General features: G+C 53.6%; 25 protein-coding genes. 21 read left to right on the top strand and 4 right to left on the bottom strand.

Features of this window, described 5'->3' with window-relative positions:
* Nucleotides 1-125: 125 nt before the first annotated feature.
* The 6 genes from leuA2 (at nt 126) to BUB22_RS03940 (ending at nt 6,072) form a co-directional block, all read left to right on the top strand.
* On the top strand, nt 126-1,697 hold the full coding sequence (leuA2, locus tag BUB22_RS03915; RefSeq protein WP_254794625.1) for a 2-isopropylmalate synthase LeuA2: 1,572 nt from the start codon (nt 126-128) through the stop codon (nt 1,695-1,697).
* Between the two features lie 12 nt (nt 1,698-1,709).
* On the top strand, nt 1,710-2,051 hold the full coding sequence (locus BUB22_RS03920) for a hypothetical protein (protein WP_073114017.1): 342 nt from the start codon (nt 1,710-1,712) through the stop codon (nt 2,049-2,051).
* On the top strand, nt 2,048-2,545 hold the full coding sequence (locus BUB22_RS03925) for a hypothetical protein (protein ID WP_073114018.1): 498 nt from the start codon (nt 2,048-2,050) through the stop codon (nt 2,543-2,545). Before BUB22_RS03920 ends, BUB22_RS03925 begins: the two co-directional genes overlap by 4 nt.
* Before the next feature lie 11 nt (nt 2,546-2,556).
* A complete protein-coding gene (locus BUB22_RS03930; protein WP_073114019.1) occupies nt 2,557-3,969 on the top strand; it encodes a pyridoxal phosphate-dependent aminotransferase in 1,413 nt (470 codons plus the stop codon).
* Nucleotides 3,970-4,089: 120 nt separating this feature from the next.
* Nucleotides 4,090-5,193: a glycosyltransferase family 4 protein gene (locus tag BUB22_RS03935; RefSeq protein WP_073114020.1), complete on the top strand. Its 1,104-nt coding sequence runs from the start codon at nt 4,090-4,092 to the stop codon at nt 5,191-5,193.
* A gap of 252 nt (nt 5,194-5,445) precedes the next feature.
* Entirely contained in the window at nt 5,446-6,072 is a 627-nt protein-coding gene (locus tag BUB22_RS03940; protein WP_072811321.1) for a hypothetical protein, read from the top strand.
* 93 nt (nt 6,073-6,165) lie between these two features.
* Here the strand turns inward: BUB22_RS03940 and BUB22_RS03945 are convergent, their stop codons facing one another.
* Nucleotides 6,166-6,762 (bottom strand): FKBP-type peptidyl-prolyl cis-trans isomerase, encoded by a 597-nt coding sequence (locus BUB22_RS03945; protein WP_073114021.1) that lies wholly within the window; start codon nt 6,760-6,762, stop codon nt 6,166-6,168.
* A 28-nt stretch (nt 6,763-6,790) separates the two neighbouring features.
* Here BUB22_RS03945 and BUB22_RS03950 point away from each other — a divergent pair, with 28 nt between their 5' ends.
* The 4 genes from BUB22_RS03950 (at nt 6,791) to BUB22_RS03965 (ending at nt 10,412) form a co-directional block, all read left to right on the top strand.
* Nucleotides 6,791-7,519, top strand: a complete 729-nt coding sequence (locus tag BUB22_RS03950; RefSeq protein WP_073114022.1) for a metallophosphoesterase family protein — start codon at nt 6,791-6,793, stop codon at nt 7,517-7,519.
* Between the two features lie 108 nt (nt 7,520-7,627).
* Complete coding sequence (locus BUB22_RS03955) at nt 7,628-8,089, top strand: 23S rRNA (pseudouridine(1915)-N(3))-methyltransferase RlmH (protein WP_072811314.1); 462 nt, start codon at nt 7,628-7,630, stop codon at nt 8,087-8,089.
* A 117-nt stretch (nt 8,090-8,206) separates the two neighbouring features.
* Nucleotides 8,207-9,514 (top strand): putative DNA modification/repair radical SAM protein, encoded by a 1,308-nt coding sequence (locus BUB22_RS03960; RefSeq protein ID WP_073114023.1) that lies wholly within the window; start codon nt 8,207-8,209, stop codon nt 9,512-9,514.
* A gap of 124 nt (nt 9,515-9,638) precedes the next feature.
* A complete protein-coding gene (locus tag BUB22_RS03965; RefSeq protein WP_073114024.1) occupies nt 9,639-10,412 on the top strand; it encodes a TIGR03915 family putative DNA repair protein in 774 nt (257 codons plus the stop codon).
* Nucleotides 10,413-10,591: 179 nt separating this feature from the next.
* Here the strand turns inward: BUB22_RS03965 and BUB22_RS16600 are convergent, their stop codons facing one another.
* Nucleotides 10,592-12,082 (bottom strand): hypothetical protein, encoded by a 1,491-nt coding sequence (locus BUB22_RS16600; RefSeq protein WP_175547230.1) that lies wholly within the window; start codon nt 12,080-12,082, stop codon nt 10,592-10,594.
* Nucleotides 12,083-12,220: 138 nt separating this feature from the next.
* Here BUB22_RS16600 and BUB22_RS03975 point away from each other — a divergent pair, with 138 nt between their 5' ends.
* Nucleotides 12,221-13,297 (top strand): hypothetical protein, encoded by a 1,077-nt coding sequence (locus BUB22_RS03975; protein WP_072811304.1) that lies wholly within the window; start codon nt 12,221-12,223, stop codon nt 13,295-13,297.
* On the top strand, nt 13,294-13,743 hold the full coding sequence (locus BUB22_RS03980; RefSeq protein WP_073114026.1) for a type II toxin-antitoxin system VapC family toxin: 450 nt from the start codon (nt 13,294-13,296) through the stop codon (nt 13,741-13,743). Before BUB22_RS03975 ends, BUB22_RS03980 begins: the two co-directional genes overlap by 4 nt.
* A gap of 12 nt (nt 13,744-13,755) precedes the next feature.
* On the opposite strand, the gene BUB22_RS03985 is transcribed toward BUB22_RS03980, so the two are convergent.
* Nucleotides 13,756-14,556 carry a hypothetical protein gene (locus BUB22_RS03985; protein WP_073114027.1) on the bottom strand — a complete coding sequence of 267 codons (801 nt, stop codon included), beginning with the start codon at nt 14,554-14,556 and terminating at the stop codon, nt 13,756-13,758.
* A gap of 190 nt (nt 14,557-14,746) precedes the next feature.
* On the opposite strand from BUB22_RS03985, the gene gatB reads away from it, so the two are divergent.
* From gatB to BUB22_RS04025, 7 genes are all read left to right on the top strand, one after another.
* Nucleotides 14,747-16,201 (top strand): Asp-tRNA(Asn)/Glu-tRNA(Gln) amidotransferase subunit GatB, encoded by a 1,455-nt coding sequence (gatB, locus tag BUB22_RS03990; RefSeq protein WP_073114028.1) that lies wholly within the window; start codon nt 14,747-14,749, stop codon nt 16,199-16,201.
* Entirely contained in the window at nt 16,201-16,575 is a 375-nt protein-coding gene (locus tag BUB22_RS03995; RefSeq protein WP_073114029.1) for a hypothetical protein, read from the top strand. The genes gatB and BUB22_RS03995 overlap by 1 nt, the downstream gene beginning before the upstream one ends.
* A 211-nt stretch (nt 16,576-16,786) precedes the next feature.
* Nucleotides 16,787-17,620 (top strand): TIGR02147 family protein, encoded by an 834-nt coding sequence (locus BUB22_RS04000; protein ID WP_073114030.1) that lies wholly within the window; start codon nt 16,787-16,789, stop codon nt 17,618-17,620.
* The gene (locus BUB22_RS04005; protein ID WP_073114031.1) at nt 17,613-18,311 is read left to right on the top strand and encodes a hypothetical protein; all 699 of its coding nucleotides are present in this window, start codon (nt 17,613-17,615) and stop codon (nt 18,309-18,311) included. The genes BUB22_RS04000 and BUB22_RS04005 overlap by 8 nt, the downstream gene beginning before the upstream one ends.
* A gap of 15 nt (nt 18,312-18,326) precedes the next feature.
* Entirely contained in the window at nt 18,327-19,763 is a 1,437-nt protein-coding gene (locus BUB22_RS04010; protein ID WP_139258703.1) for a hypothetical protein, read from the top strand.
* Nucleotides 19,764-19,792: 29 nt separating this feature from the next.
* On the top strand, nt 19,793-21,193 hold the full coding sequence (locus BUB22_RS16255; protein ID WP_139258704.1) for a hypothetical protein: 1,401 nt from the start codon (nt 19,793-19,795) through the stop codon (nt 21,191-21,193).
* Between the two features lie 17 nt (nt 21,194-21,210).
* On the top strand, nt 21,211-21,945 hold the full coding sequence (locus BUB22_RS04025) for an IMP cyclohydrolase (RefSeq protein ID WP_073114035.1): 735 nt from the start codon (nt 21,211-21,213) through the stop codon (nt 21,943-21,945).
* Between the two features lie 45 nt (nt 21,946-21,990).
* Here the strand turns inward: BUB22_RS04025 and BUB22_RS04030 are convergent, their stop codons facing one another.
* Complete coding sequence (locus tag BUB22_RS04030; protein WP_072811283.1) at nt 21,991-22,545, bottom strand: methylated-DNA--[protein]-cysteine S-methyltransferase; 555 nt, start codon at nt 22,543-22,545, stop codon at nt 21,991-21,993.
* Nucleotides 22,546-22,629: 84 nt separating this feature from the next.
* Between BUB22_RS04030 and BUB22_RS16605 the strand changes: the two genes are divergently transcribed.
* Together BUB22_RS16605 and BUB22_RS04040 are read left to right on the top strand one after the other, a co-directional pair.
* Nucleotides 22,630-25,281 (top strand): FISUMP domain-containing protein, encoded by a 2,652-nt coding sequence (locus BUB22_RS16605; RefSeq protein WP_175547231.1) that lies wholly within the window; start codon nt 22,630-22,632, stop codon nt 25,279-25,281.
* 18 nt (nt 25,282-25,299) lie between these two features.
* Entirely contained in the window at nt 25,300-26,247 is a 948-nt protein-coding gene (locus BUB22_RS04040) for an FISUMP domain-containing protein (RefSeq protein WP_073114037.1), read from the top strand.
* Nucleotides 26,248-26,392: the final 145 nt, after the last annotated feature.

Here is a 26,392-nt window from a genome sequence, read left to right on the forward strand (position 1 = left end):
TTGAATAGGAATTAACTTAAAGGGCCCGCTTCCGTGATGAAGCGGGTTCTTTTTTATGGCAAAATGCTATTTTTGAACACGGAAAAGAACTTTGCGGCGCATGGAAGCCGGCAAGGAGATGAAAAATGAGCAATGTAAGTGCCGATATGGCGAACAGACAACCCTTCTTTTACGATGTCACCCTGCGTGACGGCAACCAGGCGCTCCCGAAGCCCTGGAACAACGCCCAGAAAAAGGACGTTTACCTGCAGCTCTTGAAGCTCGGCGTGCAGGGGGCCGAAGTCGGCTTCCCGGCTTCGAGCGAGATGGACTTTGAATCGTGCAAGGAACTGGCGCAACTCACCGCGAAGATGGCCGAAGAAGGCGACGAGGTGGCAAAGCGCGTGGTTGTCTCGGGCTTGGCCCGCTGTGTGGAAAGCGATATCCAGCGTTGCTGGGAGGCTGTGCAGTTTGCGCCACACCCGCGTATCCATACCTTCCTCGCCACAAGCCCGCTCTCGATGGAGCACGTGCTGCACCTGACCCCCGAACAGGTCAAGGAAAAGGCGGTTCATTGCGTGAAGTTTGCCAAGTCGCTCGTGGGCGACAAGGGCGACGTGGAATTCAGCGCCGAGCACTTCGGTGACTGCCTCGAGAACATGGATTTCGTGATTGACGTGCTGAAGGCAGTGGTCGAAGCCGGTGCGACGACCATCAATCTGCCGAACACGGTGGAACGCTACCGTCCGTTCCTGTATGTGAACCAGATCAAGCAGGTGTACGAGGCGCTCCCGAAGGACGTCACGATTTCGGTGCACTGCCATAATGACCTTGGCATGGCGACGGCCGCCACCGTCGAAAGCTTCTTCGTGGGGGCAACCCAGCTGGAAGTCGCGCTGAACGGCTTGGGCGAACGCTGCGGCAACACGAATTTCTACGAAGTTGCGGTCGCGCTGCACAACTCCGGCGTACAGACCGGCCTGCACATGGAACGCATCTACGAGACGGCCATCCTGATTTCCCAGTGGTCGGGTATCAGTATTTACAGCCGCGCCCCGCTGATTGGCGCCGAAGCGATTGTGCATCGTAGCGGCATCCACCAGGATGGCGCCTCCAAGACGAAGGACATGAAGAAGGGCGCCTACCGCCCGATCGACTACTCCATCATCGGCCGCCACCAGAACGACGCCCTGAGCTTCACGAGCCAGAGCGGCCGCACCGCCGTGTACGAGATTATCACGAAGTTCGGTTACAAGATGACACTCGCCGAAGCGGCCGAACTGCAGCCGATCCTGAAGGCCTACAGCGAAAAGGAAGGTGAGCTCAGCGCCGAGCGCGTGCTGGACGTGTTCCGCGAGCAGCGCGTGAACGTGAACGGCCGCCTGGTGTTCAACAACATCGAGGTTATCCCCGACGAGAACCGCTTCATTTTCCACTTCAAGAAGGATGGTGAACCGCTGGTGAGGTCCATTACGGCAGAAGGCCCGATTGAGGCCGCCCTCATGCTCATGCGCGAAATCGGCATGCCGGTCGAACTCGTCAAATACCGCCAGCTCGTCGTTCCCGAGAAGGACAAGCTGTGGGCGGGCCGCGGGCTTAGCCGCATGCTCCTGAAGGCGGGCGATGTCGAGGTCGAAGGCCGCGGCGTCTCTAGCGATACGCTCAAGGCCAACATGCGTGCCCTCTTCGGCGGTGTGAACCTGCTGTATAAGAAGTAATTCGGAGGCCCCATGCTCGAACAACTCAAGCGCCCTTTCAAGCGACACTACGAAAAGTACCGTTCCAGATTGGACGGCTTTGTAGGCCCGGTCAAGGAATCGGCGTCTAAGTTGTTCGCGATGCTCCCGAAGGGGGAGGCCTTCGCGGGTTCCGAGGACCTGGGCCAGGAATCCGACGGCTCCACCTCGGGCGGCAAACCCGGCCTGTTAGCCAAGCTCAAGGATTTCAAGAAATCCATCAAGGGCCTTTCCGATTTCCAGAAGCTCATCCTGTTGACCATTGCGGTCGTGCTCCCTGCGGGCATCCTGATTGCGGTTGCATTAGCGAGCATTATCAAAAAGAACAAGAAATGAAAAAGCTTATTGCGTTTTTGTTTTTGATTCTTGGCTTGAATAGTTCCGCTTTTGCCCTGTCGACAACGGATTTTGGTTTGACGCCGTTCTTGGTCTATGGAAATCATTTTTCTCTAGGCGTTGAAACTAATCGGTGGTGGATGTTGTTGGATCCTGGTTGGTCTCCAGAAAATAACGGGAACACCCTGCCGAGCCGGATGCTTTTTGCTGGATATGGTTTCCGCCTTTATTACGATTATTCCGAGGATAACGAAGACGGGGAAGAACATCATGGCGTGTATTTTTCGCCTATGGCTTCTATTGACTATATCGTGTTCGGACTTTCTGTCGGCCCTGACATAGGAGTGCTTGGGAAAAAATTTGATTATGGAGTATCGGCGCGAGTTTGGTTTTTGCTTGTGGGTGCTGAAGTTGCTTATACTGTGGAAAAGTCTACTCGTTTAGGTTTCTATTTATATTTCCCGGTTCATTTCCCTGCAAGCTATTACTTTTAGTTGGATTGGATATGCTTTCTTCCCGCTTGCCTAAAGACCTTTCTCCGTCGCCGTTCTTTGCCGAACTGGAACGTGCGAAGGCTGAAGTGTTCGCGGAATGTGCCGTCACGGATGGTCGTGTCGGAAATGCCGGCGGACTCCCGTTTATCGACATGACGGTTTCTTCGCCTGTGAAGGCGGGATTGCCGATTGACTTGGATGCAGCGGTTGATGAAGGCCGCGAATCTTTCGGTTGCTGGAATCCCGATGCGGCGGGTTGGAAGTCTGCGCGCGAGGCTGTGGTAGAATATTACCGCGAACGCGGCGGCAACTTTACGGCGGGGCAAATCCTTTTGACCGCAAGTACGAGCGAAGCGTATTCGGTTCTGTTCAAGACATTCTGCGATCCGGGCGATGTAATCCTCACGCCGATGCCGGGCTATCCGCTGCTTGATACGCTAGCGCAGTTGGAACATTTGGAATGTGCACCGTACTTTTTAAAATTGCAACGGGAGAAGAAAAAAAAGATCCCCGCCTTGGTTCGACTTCGCTCACCACAGGTCGCGGGGATGACATCGGGCGCGGATTTTCGATTCATACTCGATACCGACAGCCTGCTGGCAGCTCCTGAGAAAGCGAAAATCCTGCTGCTGGTCTCGCCGCACAACCCGACGGGGCACTGCGTTTCCCGCGAGGAATGGAATGCGGCGGTTCTTTTTTGCGAAGAGAACGACATGATTCTCGTGGTCGACGAAGTTTTCGGCGATTACGGTTTTTCGCCGGAGGTTCGCCGCAGTTGGGAATATGTGTTTGGCGGAAAGAGAGATTCCCGCCTTGGTTCGGCGACGCTCACCACAGGTCGCGGGGATGACTGTGGGCGAGAGTCTCTTTGGGATGCGGGCGGCGGCGACTTCGTCAACCTCCCAGAAGACGGTCCGAAGTGCCCGATTTTCTGGCTGAACGGCTTAAGCAAGGCCGTGGGTTCCCCGCAGCTCAAGCTCGGCTGGATGGCTTTCTACGCGCCCCGCGAACGCTTTGAAGAATTCCGCGCGGCACTCGAATTCGTGGAAGATGCCTACCTGAGCGTGTCCGCCCCGGCACAGGCTCTCGGCACCGCACTATTGCCCGCGGCCGCCGCTTACGAATCGCGTGTCAAGGAACGCCTTTTGCAGAACTGGCAGACCCTCCGCGAAGCTTTCCCGTCCAAGTACTGCCCCGAGGTTCTCGGCGGCTGGTATGCGGTTGTGCGCCTGGGGGAGGACGACGAGGAACTCACGCTCCGTTTACTCCGCGAAAAGCACGTGCTGGTGCAGCCCGGCTTCTTCTTCGACTTCGACGAGGACGGCTGGGTGGTAATCTCGCTCCTGCAGGAACCCGTGCAGTTCAAGGAAGCGATTGGCAGGATTAGGGAAGAAGATCCCCACCTTGGTGGTCATGCGCACTAGGCAACAAGTTGCCAAGTGCTGTCTGCCCGCTCAAGCCGGGGATGACAGCGGGGATAGTCGCCGCGAATGACGGCGGAAACATTTTTGTATATTACATGCGGAAATTGAACAGGTTCTAACGTGGAAAAGAAAAAGATTTTGCTCATCAACTGGCGCGATATAAAGAACCCGGAAGCGGGCGGCGCCGAACTGTACTTTCACGAGATTTTCAAGCGCATCAATGCCCGCAACTACGAGGTGACCGTCCTTTCGCATAGCGTGAAGGGCCTGCCCGACGAAGAGGTGGTCGACGGCATGCGCACCATCCGCACGGGCAACAAGTTCCTGTTCAACTACACGGCGCACCGCTACGCCCGCAAGCACCAGCACGAATACGACCTCATCGTGGAAGACCTGAACAAGATTCCGTTCTTCACGCCGTGCAACACGAAGGTCAAGCGCCTCCACATGGTGATGCACTTTTTCCGCAAGTCGATTTTCCGCGAAACGTTCTTCCCGATGGCGCTTTATGTGTACCTGATGGAACGTGCTGTAGCGCTCTTCTACAAGGGCGAGAACTTCCTCGCGATTTCGCAGAGCACCGCCGACGAGATTGTCGACATGGGCATCAAGGCCAAGTGGATCGAGGTGGTGGAGCCGGGCATCGATACGGAGTATTTCCACCCGACCGAAAAGAAGGCCGACCCTCCGGTAATATCTTACGTGGGCCGCCTCATGAAGTACAAGAACGCGCAGTTTGTCATCAATGCCATGCCGCGCCTCCGCGAGCTGGTGCCGGGTATCGTACTCGAAGTTGCCGGTGGTGGGGACTACCGCGGCGAACTCGAAAAGCTGGTCGATAAGCTTGGCGTGCGCGATTCCGTGAAGTTCCTCGGGCGCGTTTCCGAAGACGAAAAGCGCGACCTCCTGAGCCGCTCCTCCTTGTTCATCAACCCCTCCTTCAAGGAAGGCTGGGGCATCAACAACATCGAGGCGAACCTCTGCGGCACGATTTCGATGAGCAACAACGTCGCTGGCCTCAAGGATTCCGTGGTGGATGGCGTGACCGGCCTCCTGTACGAGAACGACGATCCCGAGGGGTTCTGCGAGAAGGCTGCGGCCGTTCTGCACGACAAGGACCGCCTCTCCGAGCTCGAACGGAACGCCCGCGAGCGCGCCCTGACTATGAGTTGGGACGCCATGGCCGAAAAAATGGAAAAAGTTATCGAAAAAGCGCTGAATTAGCGTTTTTTGACACAAATTTTTTTTAAATTTCCGCCCGTGATTGCCCCCTGCGGTTTATCGCTGCGGCGAAAACCGCCCTGCTCCAGATTCCTGAGCCGGACTAGATCCGCTGGATAGGAGCCTTCCTGGCCGTCAAGCTTCCATAGAAGCGCTATTAAGATGGCCCTAAACAACACACACTCGCAATCACCCCTACGGCGGGTCTTTTCCAGCCTTCCGTTGTGGCTTAACCCTTACTTATGAGGTGCCCAGATGGAAAACTACATCGCAATTGCTCTGTCGCTCGTCGCAGTGATTTTGAGCATCGTTATCCTGTCTAAGGTTAACAAGATTCTCGACAATCTCCATACTCCGATTGTTAAAAAGCTCACCCCGGACATGAACTTGAAGCCGAATTCCCGCCGCCCCGTCGGTGCCCAGGAAATGGCTCAGCGCGGTGACCGTAACAACAATAAGGATCATGGCAAGGATCGTCAGAATAACAAGGACGCTCGTGGTGACAAGCAGGCCCAGCCTGCCCAGAACCGTGACCGCAACGAACAGCGCCCCGACCGTGGCCCGCGCCGTGACCGCCGTGAAGGCCGTCCCGACCGTCCGCGCCGCGAATTCAACAAGCCGGCCGAAGCTACTGCTCCTGCCGCCGCCGAACAGGCCCCCGCAGTCGAAGCCGCTGCCCCTGCAGCTGCTGAAGCCCGCCGCCCGCTCGCTCCGCGTATCCCGGTTGAAACTCCGGCTGCCCCCGCAGTCGAAGCCGCTCCGGTTGCCGCTCCCGCCGCTGCTGAAGTTGCCCCGGTCGAAACGACTTTCGACCCGAGCAAGGTCCGCTATGGCCGCCGCAACGTGATCAAGAAGGCTCCCGAACTCGCTGACGAAGCCTAATCTCGCGGAAAATTGCGAACTTAAAAATCCCTCGGCTTTGCCGGGGGATTTTTAGTTTGTTTGCACCGAAGGCGGGTTTGCCCACCCTAGTCTCTAAAATTTTTCGTCGTACCGGTCGTCATAGCCGTCATCGTAACCGTCTTCGTAATCGTCCTGGTCGGGAAATCCAGATTCAAGTTCAGTGAAGCTGGGTTCCTCGATGGCAACGACTTCGACTTCGAATGTGAGGTCCTTGCCCGCGAAGGGGTGGTTCCCGTCAACGAGCACGGAGTCGCGGTAGATTTCCTTGACCGTGTATATGCCGTCGCTCTCGTCGCTGTCGAGGTTCAGGTCTTCGACGAACTCGTCCGCCGTCTCGGGCAACTGGAATTCGCGGATGTCGTTGTCCATGAACATCTCGAGTTCCATCCCGAGCCAGAGTTCGCCCACGTCTTGCAGTTCTGCCTTGGGGACTTTCAGGATAAGGTCCTTGCGGTACGGGCCGTAACCGAGGTTTGCCGGGATGTCGACGCTGAACCTCTCGCCGAGCTTGCGCCCCGCGAGTGCCGTCTCGAGCCCCGGGATTATGTTGTTGTAGCCGTGGATATAGACAAACGGGTGTGTCGCGGGAATTTCTTCCAGTATGCGTCCGCCCTTTTCGAGCAGCACGTAGGCGATGCTTACCTTGGTCTTGTCTTCGATTACTTCCATACGCGCGCAAATATATTAAATTTTCCGCATGCTTTACGGTATTTGTTCTGATATTCATTCCAATGCGACGGCGTTCGAGGCCGTGCTCCAGTCCATGAATGACAACGGCGTTGAAAGGCGAGTCTGCCTGGGCGACCTTGTGGGCTACGGCGCAGACCCCGACGAGTGCGTGAAACTTGCCCGCGACAATATGGACCTTTGCCTCATCGGTAACCACGACAGCGTGGCCATCAAGTACGAGTCGAGCGTAGGGTTCAACCCGTATGCGAAGCAGGCCATCGAATGGACGCAGTCGCACATGTGCAAGGAATCAATCGAGTACCTTAAGGCGCTCCCTTACATCAAGGAAGAAAACGATATTACCTTTGTGCATGCATCCCCGCTTTCCCCTGCGGACTGGGTGTACGTGACCGACCTCGAAGAGGCTCTCGACGCCTTTGACCATTTTCACGGAACGTACTGCTTTATCGGGCATACGCACAGCCCGGTGATTGTGGCGAGCCGCCCGATGGCTATCCCCAAGATTCTGGACGAGTACGAGTACACCATCGCGAATACCGAACGCCTGCTGGTGAATGTGGGCAGCGTGGGCCAGCCGCGCGACCGTGATTGCCGTGCTAGCTGGTGCCTGCTCGATACCGAGACGAAGTGTGTGCGCATTATACGCGTGGAATACGACGTGTTCCAGACGCAGGAACGCATGCGCAAGGCGGGTATGCCGGAGTTCCTCATCGAACGCCTGAGCGTAGGCAGATAGATTAGAAGGGTCAATAGTCATTGGTCAATGGTCATTGGCTTTTTTATAATCGCGGCATAGCCGCCAGACTTAAAACTAATGACTAATAACTAATGACTAATAACTAGTATGAAATGGGTTCTCGCTGTTTTTGGTAAGGCCGGCTCGCCGTTTATCGCGGACGAGGTGGAAAAGTACGTGAAGCGCCTGCGTGGTGGCATGTTCCCGCTCGAGGTCGTGGAACTCAAGGAATCCAAACTCGATGACCGCGTACAGTCGCTTGCGCAGGAAGCGGCCCTCTTCGAGAAGAAGTTCCCCAAGTCGGAATACCGTCGCGTTATTTTGTCTGAAGAAGGCAAACTCATGGATACGGTGAAGCTTTCCGATACCTTGCGCGACCGCTTTCCGGGGAATATCGTGTTTCTTATCGGCTCAGCCTACGGCATTGACGAGAATCTGAAAAAGACCGCGGACTTGCTCTTGTCGCTTTCGCCACTCACGTTCACGCACGACCATGCCCGCGTGATTATGGCGGAGCAGCTGTACCGCGTGCAGATGGTGATGCAGAACCACCCCTATCATCATAGATGACAAGACCGCTCGTTCGCGAGAGCTTTTTTATAAAAATAATGACGGGACTATTGCTTTTTTGGGCAGTTTTATTTATATTTGTAGTGAACAAAGGTGCAACTAAACAAAAAAGCAAGTATGGATGTCCGCGAAAAACTGAATATTCTCTCCGCTGCCGCCAAGTACGATGTCTCGTGCACGTCGAGCGGCTCTAGGCGTTCTGCGCCCCCGAGGGGGCTGGGCGATGCTTGCCCGGCGGGTATTTGCCACACGTGGTCTTCCGATGGCCGTTGCATTTCGCTTTTGAAGGTCCTGCTTTCGAATGCCTGCAAGTACGACTGCGCCTACTGCGCGAACCGCCGGAGCAACGATATCCCGCGGGCGACGTTCACCCCGAAGGAAGTCATAGACCTCACGCTGGAATTCTACCGCCGTAACTATATCGAGGGGCTCTTCCTGAGTTCTGCGGTGGTGGGCTCGCCCGACTATACGATGGAACTGCTGGTGAAGGTCGCGAAGGAACTGCGTACCGTGCACCGTTTCGGGGGTTACATCCACCTGAAGAGTATTCCGGGCGCCTCCGAGAAGTTGCTTCATGAGGCGGGCCTCTATGCAGACCGCACGAGCGTGAACATCGAGGTGCCTTCGGAGAGGTCGCTCACTTACCTCGCTCCCGACAAGAACTACGCTTCGGTGTACGCTCCCATGAACTACTTTGCCGAACGCAAGATCGAGTACGGCGGCGCGCGGGGGAGGTACACCCCGAACTTTTTGCCTGCGGGGCAGAGCACGCAGATGATTGTGGGCGCCTCGGGCGAAACGGATTTCCAGATTCTCACGCTTTCGGCGGGTTTTTACAAGCAGCAGCGCTTGAAGCGTGTGTACTTTTCGGGCTACGTTCCCGTAAACGCCGACAAGCGCCTGCCCGCGATTACCACCAAGCCGCCGCTCCTGCGCGAGCACCGGCTTTACCAGGCCGACTGGCTCATGCGTTTTTACAACTTCGAGTACAACGAGATTCTCGACGAGCAGAACCCGAACCTGGACCTGAATCTGGACCCGAAGGCGGGCTGGGCGCTACGGCACCTGGAACTGTTCCCGATAGATATCCAGACTGCCGATTACGAGATGCTGTTGCGGGTTCCCGGAATCGGCGTGAAGTCTGCCCGGCTGATTGTTTCGGGACGGCGGTACTGCAAGATACGGCTCGAGAACCTGAAGAAGATGGGCGTGGTCTTGAAGCGCGCGAAGTACTTCATCTACCATCCCGATATTCCCGCGTCGCTCCGGCGGCTTTACCCTGAGATGATTCGCCCGCTGTTGCTCCCGCGTCCGAAATCCGGCCAGCTCGACCTGTTCGACAGCAATCCGATTGCGCTGCCTTCGCCTGCGGTTGCGCCGACGCCTTCGATAAACTTCCCGCAGCCCTCGGCACTCTCCGCGTAGTCGCCCGCGACAAACACTGCCTACTGCCAACTAAGTTCTGCCAACTAAAAACATCCCGCATCCCGAAATATACATTACACATCCTGCATCATCAATTATCCATCATCCATTATCAATTGTTTTTATGACTCTCTCCATTTCATACGATTCATCATTTGACGGTTTCCTTTCCGCCATATTCGAAATTTATTCCCAGCGGCTCGATGTCGAAAACTTCGTCCCGGATCGCGATACCGATGCCCCCGTTGATTTGTTTCAGCAGAATTTTCGCGTGGAGACGAACGAGGATTCCGCGATGCGCCTGCGCCGCGCCATAGTGAACAACGCAAGCGAAGAAGTGCTTACCCTGCTAGAAACTGCGTTCCTCTCGGAAGAGCGCGGGATAGAAATGAAAATCTTTGCCTACCTCCGCAAACTGTTTTCGGGCGATGACCCGAACTACGGCAAGAACCCCGCATCGCTAGAGATGCTCCCGCTGTACAAGATTGCGGGTTCCGTGCGCCATGAGGCGGGCAACATGCTCGGGATGGTCCGCTTTTCGAAGGGGCCGGGCAATTTCTACATATCAAAGATAGAACCGAAGTACGATATCCTCCTCATGATGGAGCCGCATTTCCGCAACAGGTTTGCCTTCGAGAAGTGGATTATATATGATTCTAAGCGCAAGTATGCGCTGCTGCACGACAAGGTGGGGGAGAGCAAAGTGGTAACGCTCCCCGACGAGGAATCGTTCGTGAAGGCAATCCAGTCCGATGGCTTTACCCAGCTGTGGCAAGACTACTACAAGTCCATCGCCATCAAGGAGCGCGAAAACCCGAAACTGCTCCGGCGTTGCCTGCCGGTGCGTTACTGGAAGAACCTGCCCGAACGCCAGGCCGCCAGCACTCCCGCGCTCTAGAACCGCACTCTAATCCCCAATAAAAAAGAGCCCGCCCAACCGGCGAGCTCCGCAAAATTCAAACCTTCGAATGAGCGGTCTCCGTGAGCAACAAAGCCCTCGGGTGTTAACCGAGGGCGGTTGCGAGAGAGCACGAGTGACCGGAGGTTTTATCCTCGAGACGTCGAGAGCTCGGTCTCTTAGTTTATTCTGCCGACAAGGTTGCCGGAGAGCATCCAGTCCTTCGTGCTGCCGAAGCTGTGGAAGCCGGCAGAGAGGCTGAAGCGGTCGGTGAAGGCCTTCTCGACGTAGACTGCACCGAGAACGTCCTTCACGTGCTTGGCTGCGAAGCCCTGGTATTCCTTGTGCTCGTCGCGGTCACCCACGTATTCGGCTTCGAGGATGATTCGGTCGATAACCGGGAGCGAAATCGAGACACCGCCCGTGATGGGCATGACCATGTCGTCATCGGCACTCAGGTTCATGAGAGCCACTTCGCCGAAGATGTTGAACAGGTTCGTGACCACGGGGACGTTTGCCTTGAGGGATACATTGTGCTTGATTTCGGCGTCGGAGTCGTAGACAACGTCGAAGATGTTGCTGCGGTAGCCGAGCTGGATCTTCATGTTGTTGAGGGCTTCGAGGTTATGGAAGTTGAACACGGCGCGGAGGTCACCCTTGTTGAGGTTGACGGACTTGCTGATGAGAGAAATATTCAGATCCATCGTCTCGGACGGGGTGAAGCCGAACTGCAGCTGGTTTTCGGAAGCCTGCGTAGACATGAAACCGGTCAGGTAACCGTCGATGTAGCCACCGAAGTAGTCACCGTTCTTGTCGGTGTTGTCCCAACGACCGACCTTGAAGTTGAACATGTCGGTTTCCTGGAATGCCCAGGCTTCGTCGAGGCTGAAGTAGTCGTCGGTGCCCTTTTCGGTACCTTCGCGGAGGGCTTCCTTCTTGGCCTTCTTGTCGAGGGATTCCTTCTTGGCCTTCTTGTCGAGGGATTCGTCGGACATGCGGAGATCGCCGGGGTAGAACGCTATGGCAATCTTGCCCTTGAAGTCTTCGCCTTCGGCGAGCACGGCAAAGTTGGCTTCGCCGTTCCAAGTTTCAAGGTTGTCGCTCATTTCGTCGTCTTCGGTGGTCCAGAAGACCTTGCCGGCTTCCAATTCGAAGTCAGCATTGATGTCGAACGCGAGCTTCGGGGTCTCGAGCACGGCGTTCTGGATCATTTTCTTCCTCTTGCGGCGTTTTTTCTTCTTGGCGGGCTTCTGCTCGTCGGCGGCTGCGACCTTTTCTTCGGCAGTCGCGGGTTCGGTGAAGCCTGCGTCTGCGGCCGGTGCTTCTTCAGCCGGAGCGGCGGTTGCTGAGCTTGCCGAATCAGTCGAAGCGTCAGCGGCGGCTTGTTCTGCAGGAGCTGCTTCTGCTGCGGGGGCGGCTTCGGTAGCGGGTGCAGCCTGTTCGGCGGCAGGTGCTGCTTCGGCAGGAGCGGCCGGGGCGGCCTGTTCGGCTGCGGGGGCAGCGGCTTCAGCGGCAGGTGCTGCCTGTTCAGCTGCGGGGGCTGCCTTGTCGGCTGTAGCCTTGTCTAGTTCCTTTTGTGCAACGTCTGCCTTTGCGGCAGTTGCTGCTGCATCAGGGGCGGCAAATACGGCCGCTGCCATAATGCAAGAAGCGAGGATCATCTTTTTCATCTCGGAATTCTCCTTTGGTAATTAATATGTCAAAAGTTTAGCAAATTAACGAACAAATGGGAGAATTCCCCCCAAAAATGGGATAAATTACTACAACTTTTTGAAAAAAAGTTAATTTTTCGTGCCATGAGGATTAATTTGAAAAGAATTTTCTGCTTTATTGCCGTTTTGTTCGTAACGTTCGCGCTCGCACAAGAAACCCTTCCCGTTTACAAGAAAGTAAAAAACGATGTGGACGAGTCCGCTCCCGTAGGCCAGCTTTCCAAGTCCGACTGGATAAAGGAACTGCCCATCCCCAAGGACAAGGTGCAGAAGGTCAGCTGGGTCAAGGAGACCGTCGAGGTGACCGACAGGAAGGGCCGTCCGGTAAAGGACAAGAAGGGCCGAGTCAAGACGAAGACCAAGAAGAAGAAGGTGGTGACCTGGGTTGAACAGGAACCGAAGGAACCGCCGACATACGTGCCTATCGACTGCAAACTCGGTACCGTCTGGGTGCGCCGTGCGGAACTGGCCCGATTCCAGCAGGAAGCGCTTGACTTGAGTGGCGAGTACGCCTCTGCGACGGGTAGCGTTTATCTGAAAAAGTCGCCGAACAACCCCAAGCGGTTCGATGTGACCATCCAGAACGGGCCCGAGGGCAACCGCGCCGAAATCGAGATGGGCAACTTGGAAATTCGCGAATCCAACGGCAACGCGCGTCTGGCTTACCAGGAAGATGGCTGTACGGTAGACATTGCGGTGACGGGCCGCAAGGTGAAGGTCGCTCAGCGCGGCTGCAACGAGTACAATGCGGGCCAGTACAAGCTTGAGGGCGACTACGGAACCTACAAGGGCAACACGCGCAAGGTCGCGAGTTTCAACATGCCCGAGGTGCAGCTCAAGTTCAAGGAGTTCTTCTGGTGCGGTAGCGGTTTTGACAGCTGCGAAGAGATGAAGGACGAAAACGGCCCGGTGTTCATTACCTGGAGCAAGGGCGGCAAGGGCTTTATCGAACGCAAGGCGGGCGAGACTGTGCATACCTACCGCCCGTTCGAACACGTGATCCCGCACAAGCGCGAATTCTACAAGGGCGAAAAGCCCATCGCCATCAAGACCAAGCGCACCGACATGAGCGGCGAGTGGATGATCTGGTACTACTACCCGAAGGCCGAACGCTTCAAGATGGTGCGTGCCGGCATGCGTTACGATATCGCCTACATGGAAATTTACGAGTGATAAGGGATATCGGACAGAGCCGCGTTCTTTTTCTGGATTCCGGCCCGCTGGTCCGGCTATTGCAGATGCACCCGGATTTTTACCCGGCAGTGTCGGGCGTGCTCGACATGGTGTACGAGAAGAACGTGCAGGTTCTTGTTTCTCCTGTTACCTTGTTTGAAATTAGCCAGAAAGCGTTCGGTGCAAATGAGGGTGTGCTTGCCCGCCAGTACCGCGAGTTCTTCGAGCATTCGAGGAACGTGAAGGTGTGTCCCGTGGATTCCGAAATCTCCGTGAAGGCTGCCGAACTCTATGCTGCGGCATCCCTCACGAACCACAAGATTACCGAAGCGGAGTCGCTTCGCCTTGCAACGGCGTTTGTGAACGGTGCCGACTGCATTCTCACGGAATGCGCGAACTTCCGCACCCTCACGGATGCGCTTGTTGTTACGCTGGACGAAGTGTAGTCCTATTCCAGGCTACTTGCTATTCCGCTTGGCCTCTTCGTATTCCTTTTTCTTCTGCTCGTATTCCTGCTTCTGTCGCTCATACTCCTGCTTCTGCCGCTCGTAATCGGCGATGATGGCCTTCATTTTTTCGGCGTAGGGCAGGTAGTAGGGGAGTTCGTCGATGACTTCCAACTGCCCCTTCTTGTTGAATCCGAGCATGTAGGTGTTGTTCACTATGAAGAGCGGTTCCACCATCTTGAACGGGCTGAACCACACGATGGTCGCCATTTCTTCGGTGCTTATGGCTCGGATGGAAATTTCGCCAACGGCATTTGCTTCTTCGCTGCCCTCGGGAGCCGTGTAGAAGGCGGGGTGGCGGATTTCTTTACGGACGCCCTCCCAGGCGTGCCTTGCGGACTTGTCGGTCTTGGGGATTGCGTACTTGAACTTGAACTTTTCCGGGCCCGCCTCGACGGTGTAGGTGTTCTTGCGCTTGTTGAAGTTCTCGTTCTGGCCTGTGCTAGAAATCTTTTCCCAGGTTCCCGGCATCAGGAACAGGTAGTCTGCGATGGGGAGATTGCCCTCTTCGACGGAAAGGTCTTCTTTTAGTTTGTTGTAAGTCGCGATAACCAGCGAGTCGCTTGCACGCACGTACTGCATGTTGTCGGGGAGCTTCTGGTACTTGATTTCTTCGGGACGGTTGTTCTGCGCTTCGCCGGTGTATTCGCCGCCGGGGATTTCCTTGTGGTCCGAAAGTTCTCTCGGCATGGAGGCGCAACCGACAAACAGGCTCGTGGCCCCGATGATGGCAAGAATCTTTAAAGTTTTCATGGCTGAACTCCTGGAAAATATTTGTTTGCGTTTTTAAAATAATCTTTTTTTTACGAAGAGGGTAACGTAATGTCAGTATTCTTCTTGTTTCCTACATCCCGGCCCCGTTTTTTTCCGCGTTTCTAGGTTCTAAGTTCTAAGTTTTAAGTTCTAAAATACTATCTTTTTCCCGTAAAATTACGGAGTTTTTATGCCTAACTATTGTCCTGTTATCGGTCTTGAAATCCATTGTCAGCTCGCGACTAAAACCAAGATGTTCTGCGGCTGCGAAATCGAAGTGAATACGACCCCGAACAAGCACGTTTGCCCTGTTTGCCTCGGTATGCCGGGTGCCATGCCCGTGCCGAACAAGAAGGCTGTGGAATACGCGATTCGCCTGGGCCTTGCGCTCAACTGCGAAATTGATTTGAACGCGATGTGGACCCGCAAGAACTACTTCTACCCGGACCTGCCGAAGGGCTACCAGATTACCCAGACGGGCGGACTTCCGGTGTACGACCACCCGATTTGCAAGAACGGCTGGCTCGAAATCGTGAAGGAAGACGGCACCAAGAAGCGCGTGGGCATTACCCGTATTCACATGGAAGAAGACGCCGGTAAGCTCATCCACGACATGAGCCCGACCGAATCCCACTTCGACGCGAACCGCTGCGGCACTCCGCTCTGCGAAATTGTGACCGAACCGGATATCCGTAGCCCCGAAGAAGCGGTGCTCGTGCTGAAGAAGATCAAGCAGACGCTGGAATACACCCGTGTTTCCAACGCCAACATGGAAAACGGCAACATGCGCTGCGACGGCAATATCTCGCTCCGTGCTAGCGAAGACGCTCCGTTCGGTATCCGCGCCGAAATCAAGAACTTGAACAGCTTCACGAACCTTGAGAAGGCCCTGTACTGCGAAATGAACCTGCAGGCCTCGACCCTTGATGCCGGTAAGGAAGTGGAACAGTGCACCAAGCGTTACGACCCCAATGCGGACAAGACTATCGTCATCCGCTCTAAGGAAGACGCCCACGACTACAAGTATTTCCCGGAACCGGACATGGTGCGCCTCGTGACTGATCCGGCCTTTGTGGAAGAAATCCGCCGCACGCTTCCGGAACTGCCGGATGCCCGCCGCAAGCGCTTCATGGACGACTTCGGTGTTTCCGAATACGATGCCATGGTGCTTACCGAAGACCGCGACGTGAGCGAATGGTATGACACCGCCGCGAAGAACTGCAAGAATGGCAAGGTCTTGGCCAACTGGGTGATTACCGAGCTCCTTGCCAAGGTGAAGGAACTGGAAGGCGGCCTCAGCGCCCTCAAGATCAAGCCCGAAGACCTCTGCAAGCTCGTGAACCTGATTGCCGACAACACTATCAACGGTAAGATTGCAAAGACGGTCTTTGCCGAGATGTTCGAAACCGGCAAGGATCCTGAAGCCATCGTGAAGGAAAAGGGGCTTGTGCAGGTGACCGACACTGGTGCCATCGAAGAAGTGGTCCGTGCCGTGTGTGCCGAAAATGCCGCCCAGTTTGCCGAATTCAAGGCCGGCAAGGTCGCGCTCAAGGGCTTCCTCGTGGGTATGACCATGCGCAAGTCCGGCGGCAAGGCCAACCCGGGCCTCGTGAACCAGATCCTCGACAAACTCGCGAAGGAATAATGGATAATTCGGAGTTCGGATTTCGGAATTCGGAATTGATAACAAGGTCGCTGAGCTCGCCAAAGCGCCTTGTTTTTGCTGTTCTCCTTGCCCTGTTCCTTGCGGTTCCCGCGGCTGCCGCTGAAGTCACAAACAAGTGCGATAGCCTGCGCGTGAGTACGCTGAACATGACCGAAGAGCAAATTGCCGAAATTTGCGGCATTGACTCCACGAAACTTGCCGAGGGCCCGACCCTCCAGGAACTCAACGAAGAAGACCCGAAGTACATCAAGCGCGATTACGACCACAAGCAGCAGGTTGTCGTGGGGAGCGTCATTATGCTCTGCGTTGCTGTCGCGATGGTGCTCATGAACAACTACAACCCGAAACGGTAGCACTTATACTACATACAAATTAATAGCCGCAGCCATTGTGCCGAGCCTCCTTGTTTTTTGAGGGGGCTTTCCTTTGTATTATACATGATGTATAGTATTTTGAATTTTGCTTTTGATTTTTTATGAAAAACGCTATATTTTTGCATAAAACGTTAATTTTGTATAGTATTTTCTATTGATTTTCGGAAAATAAAAACGTATATTAATAGACATGAAACCGATACTTGAATATAAGGACTACCGCCTGTACATTCAGGACTACTACGACGAGCGCAAACGCTTGGGTGCGTTCTCGTGGCGTGAGTTCTGCAAGAGCGCCGGTTTTACATCGCCGAATTTTTTGCAGTTGGTGTGCAAGGGCGAAAGCAAGCTGGGCAAACCGAAAATCGAGAAAGTCGCAAACGCGATGGGGCTTGTCGGTTACGAAAAGGACTATTTCCGTGAGATGGTTGCGTTCGGGAATGCGAAAAAAGATTCCGTGAAGAAGGCCGCCTTGCTCGAAATGCAGAAGATTGCGCTGGAGCACAAGGTGCGCGTTGTTGACGGCGACGCATTCCAGTACTATGAATCTTGGAAATACCCTGTGCTACGCGAACTTATCCCGATGATGCCGGGCGCGAATCCCCGTGATATAGCGGATGCCTGCAAGGAGCACGTGTCCGCCGAAGACGTTCGCGACGTGCTGGATTTCTTGGTCAAGGCCGGGTTCCTGAAGAAGGAGGGGAACAAGGCCTATTCGCAGACGGAACAGACCGTCATCGGCTCGAAGGAGGCGCTGCCGCTCGCAATCCGCGCGATGCACAAGGAGATGGCGAACATGGCCGCGCGCGCCGTGGACCGTTATGCGCCCGATGAACGTCATTTTACCGGCGTGACACTTGGCGTGAACGAGGAGGCTTACGGCAGGATAGCAAACGAGCTAGACGCCTGCTGCAGGAGGGTGCTTTCCATCGCGAACGAATACAAGGACCAGGATCAGGTCTGTAGAGTCAATTTCCAGTTTTTCCCGGTTACGGACAAGGTAAAGGAGGCTCGCCATGCTTAAGAATTTCTCCATTGCCATAGGGTCTCTTTTCGCGGTGTTTTTGATTGCATGTTCCAGTGACGAAGCCAGCGATATCGCGGGCGGTACCATCGATCCCAATACCATCGCGGCAAACAGCAGTTCGTCTGTCGATATTAGAATGGATTCGCCGATTGAAATTCCGAATGGAGACAATGATTCCATAAGAATCGTAAGCAGTTCGAGTGAACGTTCTGTTATAGAAAGCAGCAGCTCGTGCGAGGACGGCGGAAATTCTAACGATCCGATTCCCGTCTCCTCGTCTTCTGAATTACGCGATGGTGATATTGTGCATGCGAGCGATTTTTCCATCCAGTGTGCGGAAAACGTCATTTATGTGAAATTGGATTCCGCCGTCGCATCGGATGTCGGTGGCCCCGAGGCGTTCAAGCATATCGAGGGCGACTCCGTGAAATTTGTCTTGCAGAATGTCTATTTCGCTATCCCTTGTGAGGAGGATGCCCAGAAGCAGTTCCTGCAGGGCGTAAACGAAGGCCACCCGGTTGTCAGTAGTGAAGGCGATACGCTGTATGTGGCTTTTAGCCGGAGCAAGGGCTGGGAGTATGGTTGTGGATGTGCGGCGAAGGCCTCGTTCACGCTCGACAAGGCTTATTCCGGTATCAACTACACGGTTTTTGACCAGAAGGAAACCCTTCCGGTACAGGAAAATTAAAAGAAGGAGGATATCATGAAAAAGTTACTTGCAACAGCTGCGGCTCTGTCGCTCATGCTCATTGCCTGCGGGGACGATTCGTCTTCGACGGGTCCTGGACAAACTGGTGGCGAGAAGAAGACGAATGTGGCGGATTCCTACCATGCAGGAGAATGCCGTACTGAGAATCCTTGTGAACTGGGCGAGGGAAACAAGGCGTACCTAGTTTCTGGTGATGATGGCTATCAGATAGTGGTTCCTTCGGTGTCTTTCCCGCGTAGCACTTGGATTGAGGCGGATTTCTATTCTGAACGTTCTGGGGATACCTTGCATATCTGGGATGATCTCAAAAAATCAGATGGAACCATATCGATGGCGCAACCTTGCCATGCGGATATCCGGTTCGATATTCCTGAAGAATATTCCGATGTCAAGTATTTTAAGTTCTTCGACGAAGGCTATGAAGTTGTGCAGGGGCCTGTGCCTGAATGCAAGGTTTCCTCTTCAAGCGAAACGTCTTCGGCAAAGGATCCCTCGTCGAGCGAAACGCCTGAGTCCTCCTCTTCTTTTGCGCTTCCGGTCGAATCGTCCTCGTCGGTGATTGTTCCTGTGGACCCGCACCAGCAAATTACGGATGCAAGCGCACAGTGTCTTGCGAAGGGCATGGGGGACGATCCTGTGCTGGATGGCGGTTCGGATACTGGTGCGAGCCGATCTGTCGACGGCGATGAAAAATTACCTCCGGTTGTCTACCGCTATGTCGGTACCGAACGGACGGGTTTTACTATTGAAAATCTTTCGCTTACCTGCGGTGTCGTAGTCGATACGCTCGATGTCGATGTGTCCGGCGATACGGTTTACGTGAAGGCTAAATTCGACAACACGAATGCGCAGAGGTGCATTTGTAATTCTAAGGTGGATTTTGCCGTGGAAAACAATGAAGCCTACTCGCATGCGGCAGTTCTCGTTTTCAACAATGTTGCCGGTTCAAATCCGAACATCATGGAAATTATCGACATGGACGTGATTTCTGTTGGAGATATCACGGGGCACAAGCAGGCGAAGGACATTAAACTGGAATGCAAGAATGATAGGCAAACGGCTAGAAGGCTCGCGATGGCAAGCAATTCATTTGCCATGGACCCGATCGATACGACGTCGACCAAAGTGGCCGTTGCGGGTAGGATTGTCGGTGATGACGGTTTCGATACCATCATCATTCCCGAGGTAATGATGTCTTGCGGGATTACTTTTGAACGCTTTGAAGTCTATGCGTCCAACGGAATGCTCTATGTCGAACCGGAAGTGGATCCGGATAGCCCGATAACCAACTGCATCTGCCCGACTCGGGTTACCTTCAGGGTAGAGCAGAACGAGGCGTTCTCCAATACGAATTATCTCGTATTTGGCATGCGAGAACCGATGCCGTTGAAGAATGGTGTTGTCGTGGATGCGTCCGTTCTTGAAAACTGATATTTGAACTTGTTTTAAAAGGAGAAAAAATGAAAAAGATTCTTGCTACTGCAGCGACGTTTTCGCTCATGTCTTTATCGCTTGCATTTTTGGCCTGCGGGGACGATTCTTCATCGAGTTCCGCGGGCCCGTCCAGCGGAGAGCCTGGCGAGAAGGTTGTTGCCTCTATAGAGGAATGCAACTTGGGGTCTGACCTGGTGGGGCAGGACAAGGCCTATTTGCAGGGCAACGAAAGCGAAGGCTATCAGCTTGTCATTCCTGATATGCATGTCAACAACGAATGGCATGGAGACGAATTGTCTGTCAAACGCAATGGTGATACCTTGCTTGTTGAACAAGAAGGAACTTTGGTTTCGTTAAACTGGGTCTGCTATTCGGACCATCGGTTTGATATTCCTGCAGCCGATGCCGACATCAAGTATTTCAAGTTGTACAATCAGGTTTTTGAAGTGGTTTCCGGCCCTATCCCCGAGAGGAAGAGGATTACGATTATAGTGGATAATTCTTCGTCTAGTATTGTGCCCGAGTCGTCGTCCGCGGTGCAGCCGGGACAGTCTTCGTCGAGTGTGACTCCGCCAAGTTCTTCGTCGAGTGTGACTCCGCCAAGTTCTTCATCGAGTGTGACGCCGCCGAGTTCCTCTTCGCGCCCGAGCTACAACGGCCCCGTACCGCTCAAAACCATCTCGGCGACCTGCCGAGAACGGGTAATGACAACTAATCCTGTCGAACCTGAGCCGCCTAGGGCGTATCTCGGTATCTCTAACAGCTTTGCGGAAATTGAATTGTTTAATGTTGATTTGTCGTATGCCTGTAATTCCGCATCGCAGAAGGTTTTTTGGGATAGTCTGAACGCAGGCAATACCGTGGCTAGCGTCATAGGGGATACGCTCTTCGTGAACTTCAAACGGTTTGACGAGAAGGGCGTGGAGAATAAGTGCGGTTGCACGGCCGATGTGAAATTCACGTTTGATGAACAATATGCCGGATTTGGCTATACGGCGTTTGAGAACAACAGGCCTCCGCTTGAGTTGGTACATAAACTGATTAATCAGCCGGATCGGGGCTACCAGAAGATTGAAAAGGCCGATGCGCAGTGTAACAAGAGCGGTCCGGACGATCCGATGGTAGATGCCGCCTTGCCGCCCGTGGCGCACATGTACGTGAACGGCGATTCTGCGCAGATAGTCATTGAAGAAGTCGTGCTTACCTGCGGAACGATATTCGAGAGCGTTGCAATTGAGATGAAGGATTCCACGCTCTACGTGACTCCGCATTACGATACTTCGCTCCCGCAGGCCGATTGCCTCTGCACGTCGAAGGTCAGTTTCAATATCAAGGCGTTGGACCTGTATGAAGAAGCGACCTTGCTGGTCTATGACGACGGCACGAGCTCCAATCTTGGCAACAAGATGCGCCTGATAGTGGAATAGTTTCTATATTTCGGACCATGAAATACACAGACGAAGCAAAACAGAATTTCAAGGCCCTCTCCAATAACCCCTATCCTGGCCGTGGCATTATCCTCGGCGAAAGCGCCGACGGCAAGTCCTACGTGCAGGTCTACTGGATCATGGGCCGTAGCGTCAACAGCCGCAATCGCGTGTTCGAAATTGAACCCAAGACCGGCTTCATGAAGACCAAGGCCTTCGATGAATCCAAGCTCACGGACCCGCACCTGATTATCTACAACCCGGCGCGCCACACTGCCGACGTGCAGATTATCACGAACGGCGACCAGACCGACACGATTTACGACGCCATCAAGCTCGGCGGCACCTTCGAAAGCGCTCTCCGCACGCGCCAGTACGAAGACGACGCCCCGAACTTCACGCCGCGTATTTCCGGCATCCACTACAAGAACGCAAGCCCCGCCGTGTACAAGCTCTCGATTCTCAAGAGCCGTAACAACAGCGAAGAAGCCGGTTGCGAACGCATGACGTTCGAATACGAGAAGGCTTTGCCGGGTCTCGGCCACTTCATCAGCACTTATGAAACCGATGGAAGCCCGATTCCCAGCTTCAACGGCTTTCCGAAACTGATGCCGATTTTTGACAACGCCGAAGACACGCTCAAAAAATACTGGGCCGCCCTGAACAAGGACAACAAGGTGTCGCTCATGGTCAAGTGGATTGACAAGAAGACCTTCAAGGCGAAAACGCTTATCGTTAACAAGAATAAGTAAAAGAATGCTCGCAGATCCCCGCCTGCGCGGGGATGACGGCGGGATTTATTCCAGTTCGAGTTCGTTCTGAATGGCGCCTTCCATGCACAGGAGGCGCCTTTTCAAATCGGTGCCGAGGGCGTAACCGCCAATCTGCCCGCGGCTCGTGACCACGCGGTGGCAGGGGATTATGACCTGCAGGGGATTGCTGTGGAGCGCATTCCCGACGGCACGGACTGCATTCGGGTGCCCGATAATTTCGGCAACCTGCTTGTATGTCCACGTTTTGCCGTAGGGAATATCCATGATGGCTTCGAGGACGTTCATCTGGAACTTGGTGCCGGACAACTTAATCGGGATGGAAAATTTTTTGAGTTTGCCCGAAAGGTACTGGTTGAGTTCGCGTACAACGTTGTTGTAAACCCTTGCTGTGGCGCGCGGGAGAGCTTCGTCGCTGTCGGGTTTTGCGTATGCGCAGGCCTTGACCGTGCTTGGCACAATCGATTCATCTGCGCCGGTAAACCGGAGCCCGCACAGGAGGTTCCCTTCGAACTTGAAGGTCCACTCGCCCCACATGTTGCGGTGCTTGATGGTCAGTATGTCTACTTCCGGTTTTTTCATACTAGAAATATACACTTTTTACGGGGAGAAAGAAAAAAATCTATATTATGTACCTGTTGGGGTATGTGGGATAAAGGAGAAATCATGAAAAAGTTCCTGTTGCTGCCGGGTCATGGCTCGCTTTTTATTGCGGGCACGCTCTTTGCTCTCTTTTTGGTCGCCTGTGGCGACGATGACGACTTTTCTCCGGTGGCGAAAAACCGTGGTTACGACTATGCGTACACGACGGCGAAGGGCTTGTCGGAAACCCCGTGCAACGAGATGCGCGAGGGACGAGAAGCCGTTATCGGGCGAGACAAGGACCGTTACGAGTGCCGCTTTGACCGCGCCGATTCCGTCTACATCTGGGTGGGCTACGACGATACGCTAACTGCGGAAGGTCGCGAGTTCCACCAAGCGGAATCGTCTAGCAGTTTGCTGTACAGTTCCTCAAGTTTTGATTTTGATATCACTTGGTCTTATGATAAGGACGATTTCAAACTGGCGTCCATCCCCTTTACCCTGACTTCTAAGGACGAATTGTTTAACCCGGAAATCGAATACGGAACAATGACGGACGAACGCGATGGCCAGGTCTATAGGACCGTTGTCATTGGAAACAGAGTCTGGATGGCCGAGAACCTCAATTTTGCTGGCAACGACGATTATCCGCTAGTGCTCGAACGTTCGGCTTGCATTAATTTCGATGATGATAACTGCGCCCTGCTGGGCCGCTTGTATTCACGTGAAGCAACTATGGACAACATCGCCTGCAAACTTGGATCTTCCTGCGATATCGGGGATACCTTGGTTCGCGGTGTATGTCCCAAGGGATGGCATATTCCATCTAGCGACGAGGCTACGGCTCTAGTAGACGCATTTGGCAATAAATTTGAAGAAGTCCGGTCTGCAAAAACTTGGTCCTTTTATAACGAAGGGGGTAATACCACGGGCTTTTCGATGCCGGCAACGGGGGGGCTCAATTTCTATAATAAAGATTTTGATAATCTTGGAAGGACTGGAATCGTTTGGGCATATATAAAAGGACCGTATTTGAGTTACCTAGTTTTCCGCGGAGAGTCGGGTAATGATATTATTATACATTCTGGTTTTTCATACAATCTTTTTGCTTCTGTCCGCTGTGTATCGGATGACACGCTGAATGTAGTCTCTTTGTCATCAAGTGTCCGTAGTTCTTCGAGCGTTTCATCTTCGAGCATTTCATCTTCGAGCGGCGGAGTCAGCTCCAGCTCGTTCAGTTCTTCTTCCTTCAGCATTTTTCCCACCAGCAGTTCATCGGAAAGATACTCCAAGATGGATGTCGAGCCTTACCTGAAAGAAAAGGGCGAACAGTTTAACCCGGACATCGAATATGGTACAATGAGGGACTCGCGCGACGGCCAAGTATACAAAACAGTCGTCGTTAACGGACAGACCTGGATGGCGGAGAACTTGAACTATGCACGTCACAAGGGGGGGGAATCCTTCTGCTTCAATATGGACACGGTGTATTGTGAGTTGTATGGCCGCTTATATGCCCGAGATGTGGCAATGGATACCTCCGTGTGTTATTATAAATTCCCATGCGAACTGGGAAGCAAGCCTGTCCAGGGTGTGTGTCCGTCCGGATGGCATATCCCATCCTATAATGAAGCGCTGTCGCTGGCGTATTTTGTGGAAGGAAAATCCAGCGCACTAAGGTCCGCTAAGGGCTGGAAGCCGACCGTCCCGCCAGGAACAGATATCTACGGGCTATCCTTCGTTGGAACGGGAGCTCTTTGGCCGAATAATGGCACCAGCTTCAAGAGTATGGGTACCGCTGGATATATTTGGGTTTACGAGCCTTCGACAAACAGTTCCTACCTTTCTCTCAATGGGGAAAGTGTATCCGTCAGCGGCTTTACCACCTTCCCGGTACACCTTCCCGTCCGCTGCATAGCAGACAAGGCTCCCGCATCTTCTAGTTCCGCGAAAAGTTCGTCTTCGAGCGTGTCTTCGTCTAGCGTGAAATCATCGAGTAGTGTGAGTTCGTCGTCGTTCAGTTCGTCAAGTGTGTCTTCGAGTAGTGCGAAATCTTCTAGCAGCGAAAGTTCCTCGAGCGAAGAATCTTCGAGTTCGTTTGATAAGACCGTGCTCTTCAATTCGTCGCTAAGTTATGGTGAAATGACGGATGGCCGTGATGGCAAGACGTATAAGACCATAGATGTAGACGGAAAGACCTGGATGGCGGAAAACCTGAACTTCGCGGATTCTTCGACGCACCCTCTCCTGGAGGGGAACAACCGCTGTTATGACGATGACCCGGGCGAATGCGAAGCCTTTGGGCGCCTGTACAGCAGGGAGGCAGCGCTGAACGACAGCAGGTGCACTTGTTATAATGGATCGTGCCCCTCGATGTCTGGCAATGTTCAGGGCATCTGCCCCAGCGGGTGGCATATCCCTTCGAAAAGCGAGGCTCAACAACTGGAGAACAGTGTGAATCAGTCTAGTAATAAACTGAAGTCGTCTTATGGCTGGAATGGCGGAAAAGCCGGCACCAACGAAAAAGGCACATCCTTTACGGGAACGGGGGCGTATCGCCGTGAAAACGGAATTGGCGAGTTTAAGGGAAAAGGAGACTATACCAATGTATGGGTTTTTGACGTGTCAAATCCCAAAGACCTGGATTACTTGATGGTTCTGGGAGGAGGTCTCGTTATGTTCGCTAATGAAGGCGAAAGTGACCCGTTTTTCCCTATCCGCTGCGTGAAGAACTAATGGAGTTTAAGAGGATATATGAAGCGTTTCTTTAAGAGCAAAATAGTTGGCATCGCTGCTCTTGCCTTTGGCCTCGCATTTCTTGTGGGGTGTGGTGACGATGATGATTTTTCTCCGGTCTCTGGAAAACAGGGGGCTGATGACGTTGAATCCTCGGATAGTGTTAAATCATCCAGTAGCGTAAAATCTTCGGATAGCGAAGAGCCTTCCTCGTCATCTGTCATCCCCGCCTCGAGCGGGGATCTCCGCTCCAGCAGTTCGCGTGTCAGTTCTTCTAGCAGCAATAACCCGCCCGACGACCCTGCTTCCGCAATTGAAATTAACATCACGACGAAAGACGATATATTTAATCCGGAAATCGATTATGGCGAAATGACGGACCCGCGCGACGGTAAAAAGTACAAGACCATAGAATTCAATGGACAGGTCTGGATGGCAGAGAACCTGAATTACGCTGATTCTACAAAGAGTACTGTGATAAAAGGGAATACCCATTGCTACGATAACGATGAACGGAATTGCGAACTGCTTGGCAGATTCTACAACCGTACTGCGGCGATGAATAATGATGCATGTATTCCAGGTAAAGTCTGCAATCTGGGTGATGAACCTGTTCAGGGAATCTGTCCTGACGGCTGGCATATCCCTTCTTGGAAAGAGATGTATTATTTTGACTGGGCAGTGGACGACCGTCTTGACTATGTAAGGTCTGCGAACGGCTGGGGGGACGGGGTAAAGATAATTGCTCCCGGGCTCGATGTTTATGGACTTTCTTTCGTTGGCATGGGGGAATATGTTAATGGTAGGTCCACTTCTAAGGGCCTATACTCGGCAACGTGGGCTGTTTCTGAAAGTGTGTATTCCTATCTCTTGATTAAAGTTGCAGAACAGAGAATGTACGTTGATGATATTAGTCTTGAAAAAATGACTGATAACTTCTTCGGAGTCCGCTGCATAAAGGACTAATAGCAGGCGCAATTGCGCAAAAAGTATGATGAAAAAAGACCTGCCGCAGGGCAGGTCTTTTTGCATAAATGTCATCCTTGCGGTATTGTCATCCCCGCGAAGGCGGGGATCTCCTTGCAGAGCCAAAGACTATTTGTTCAGCTTT

Source organism: Fibrobacter sp. UWCM (genome assembly GCF_900129735.1).
Classification (GTDB): domain Bacteria; phylum Fibrobacterota; class Fibrobacteria; order Fibrobacterales; family Fibrobacteraceae; genus Fibrobacter.

What these genes read in the sequence shown, in the direction of transcription:
- BUB22_RS16605 (WP_175547231.1), top strand. Translation starts at nt 22,630, where the DNA reads ATGAAAAAGTTCCTGTTGCTGCCGGGTCATGGCTCGCTTTTTATTGCG.
- BUB22_RS03945 (WP_073114021.1), bottom strand. Translation starts at nt 6,762, where the DNA reads ATGGAAGTAATCGAAGACAAGACCAAGGTAAGCATCGCCTACGTGCTG.
- BUB22_RS04030 (WP_072811283.1), bottom strand. Translation starts at nt 22,545, where the DNA reads ATGAAAAAACCGGAAGTAGACATACTGACCATCAAGCACCGCAACATG.
- BUB22_RS04005 (WP_073114031.1), top strand. Translation starts at nt 17,613, where the DNA reads ATGCTTAAGAATTTCTCCATTGCCATAGGGTCTCTTTTCGCGGTGTTT.
- BUB22_RS03925 (WP_073114018.1), top strand. Translation starts at nt 2,048, where the DNA reads ATGAAAAAGCTTATTGCGTTTTTGTTTTTGATTCTTGGCTTGAATAGT.
- BUB22_RS16600 (WP_175547230.1), bottom strand. Translation starts at nt 12,082, where the DNA reads ATGAAAAAGATGATCCTCGCTTCTTGCATTATGGCAGCGGCCGTATTT.
- BUB22_RS03950 (WP_073114022.1), top strand. Translation starts at nt 6,791, where the DNA reads ATGCTTTACGGTATTTGTTCTGATATTCATTCCAATGCGACGGCGTTC.
- leuA2 (WP_254794625.1), top strand. Translation starts at nt 126, where the DNA reads ATGAGCAATGTAAGTGCCGATATGGCGAACAGACAACCCTTCTTTTAC.
- BUB22_RS04010 (WP_139258703.1), top strand. Translation starts at nt 18,327, where the DNA reads ATGAAAAAGTTACTTGCAACAGCTGCGGCTCTGTCGCTCATGCTCATT.
- BUB22_RS03930 (WP_073114019.1), top strand. Translation starts at nt 2,557, where the DNA reads ATGCTTTCTTCCCGCTTGCCTAAAGACCTTTCTCCGTCGCCGTTCTTT.
- BUB22_RS04040 (WP_073114037.1), top strand. Translation starts at nt 25,300, where the DNA reads ATGAAGCGTTTCTTTAAGAGCAAAATAGTTGGCATCGCTGCTCTTGCC.
- BUB22_RS04000 (WP_073114030.1), top strand. Translation starts at nt 16,787, where the DNA reads ATGAAACCGATACTTGAATATAAGGACTACCGCCTGTACATTCAGGAC.
- BUB22_RS03920 (WP_073114017.1), top strand. Translation starts at nt 1,710, where the DNA reads ATGCTCGAACAACTCAAGCGCCCTTTCAAGCGACACTACGAAAAGTAC.
- BUB22_RS16255 (WP_139258704.1), top strand. Translation starts at nt 19,793, where the DNA reads ATGAAAAAGATTCTTGCTACTGCAGCGACGTTTTCGCTCATGTCTTTA.
- BUB22_RS03995 (WP_073114029.1), top strand. Translation starts at nt 16,201, where the DNA reads ATGGATAATTCGGAGTTCGGATTTCGGAATTCGGAATTGATAACAAGG.
- BUB22_RS03985 (WP_073114027.1), bottom strand. Translation starts at nt 14,556, where the DNA reads ATGAAAACTTTAAAGATTCTTGCCATCATCGGGGCCACGAGCCTGTTT.
- BUB22_RS03940 (WP_072811321.1), top strand. Translation starts at nt 5,446, where the DNA reads ATGGAAAACTACATCGCAATTGCTCTGTCGCTCGTCGCAGTGATTTTG.
- BUB22_RS03960 (WP_073114023.1), top strand. Translation starts at nt 8,207, where the DNA reads ATGGATGTCCGCGAAAAACTGAATATTCTCTCCGCTGCCGCCAAGTAC.
- BUB22_RS04025 (WP_073114035.1), top strand. Translation starts at nt 21,211, where the DNA reads ATGAAATACACAGACGAAGCAAAACAGAATTTCAAGGCCCTCTCCAAT.
- BUB22_RS03955 (WP_072811314.1), top strand. Translation starts at nt 7,628, where the DNA reads ATGAAATGGGTTCTCGCTGTTTTTGGTAAGGCCGGCTCGCCGTTTATC.
- BUB22_RS03965 (WP_073114024.1), top strand. Translation starts at nt 9,639, where the DNA reads ATGACTCTCTCCATTTCATACGATTCATCATTTGACGGTTTCCTTTCC.
- gatB (WP_073114028.1), top strand. Translation starts at nt 14,747, where the DNA reads ATGCCTAACTATTGTCCTGTTATCGGTCTTGAAATCCATTGTCAGCTC.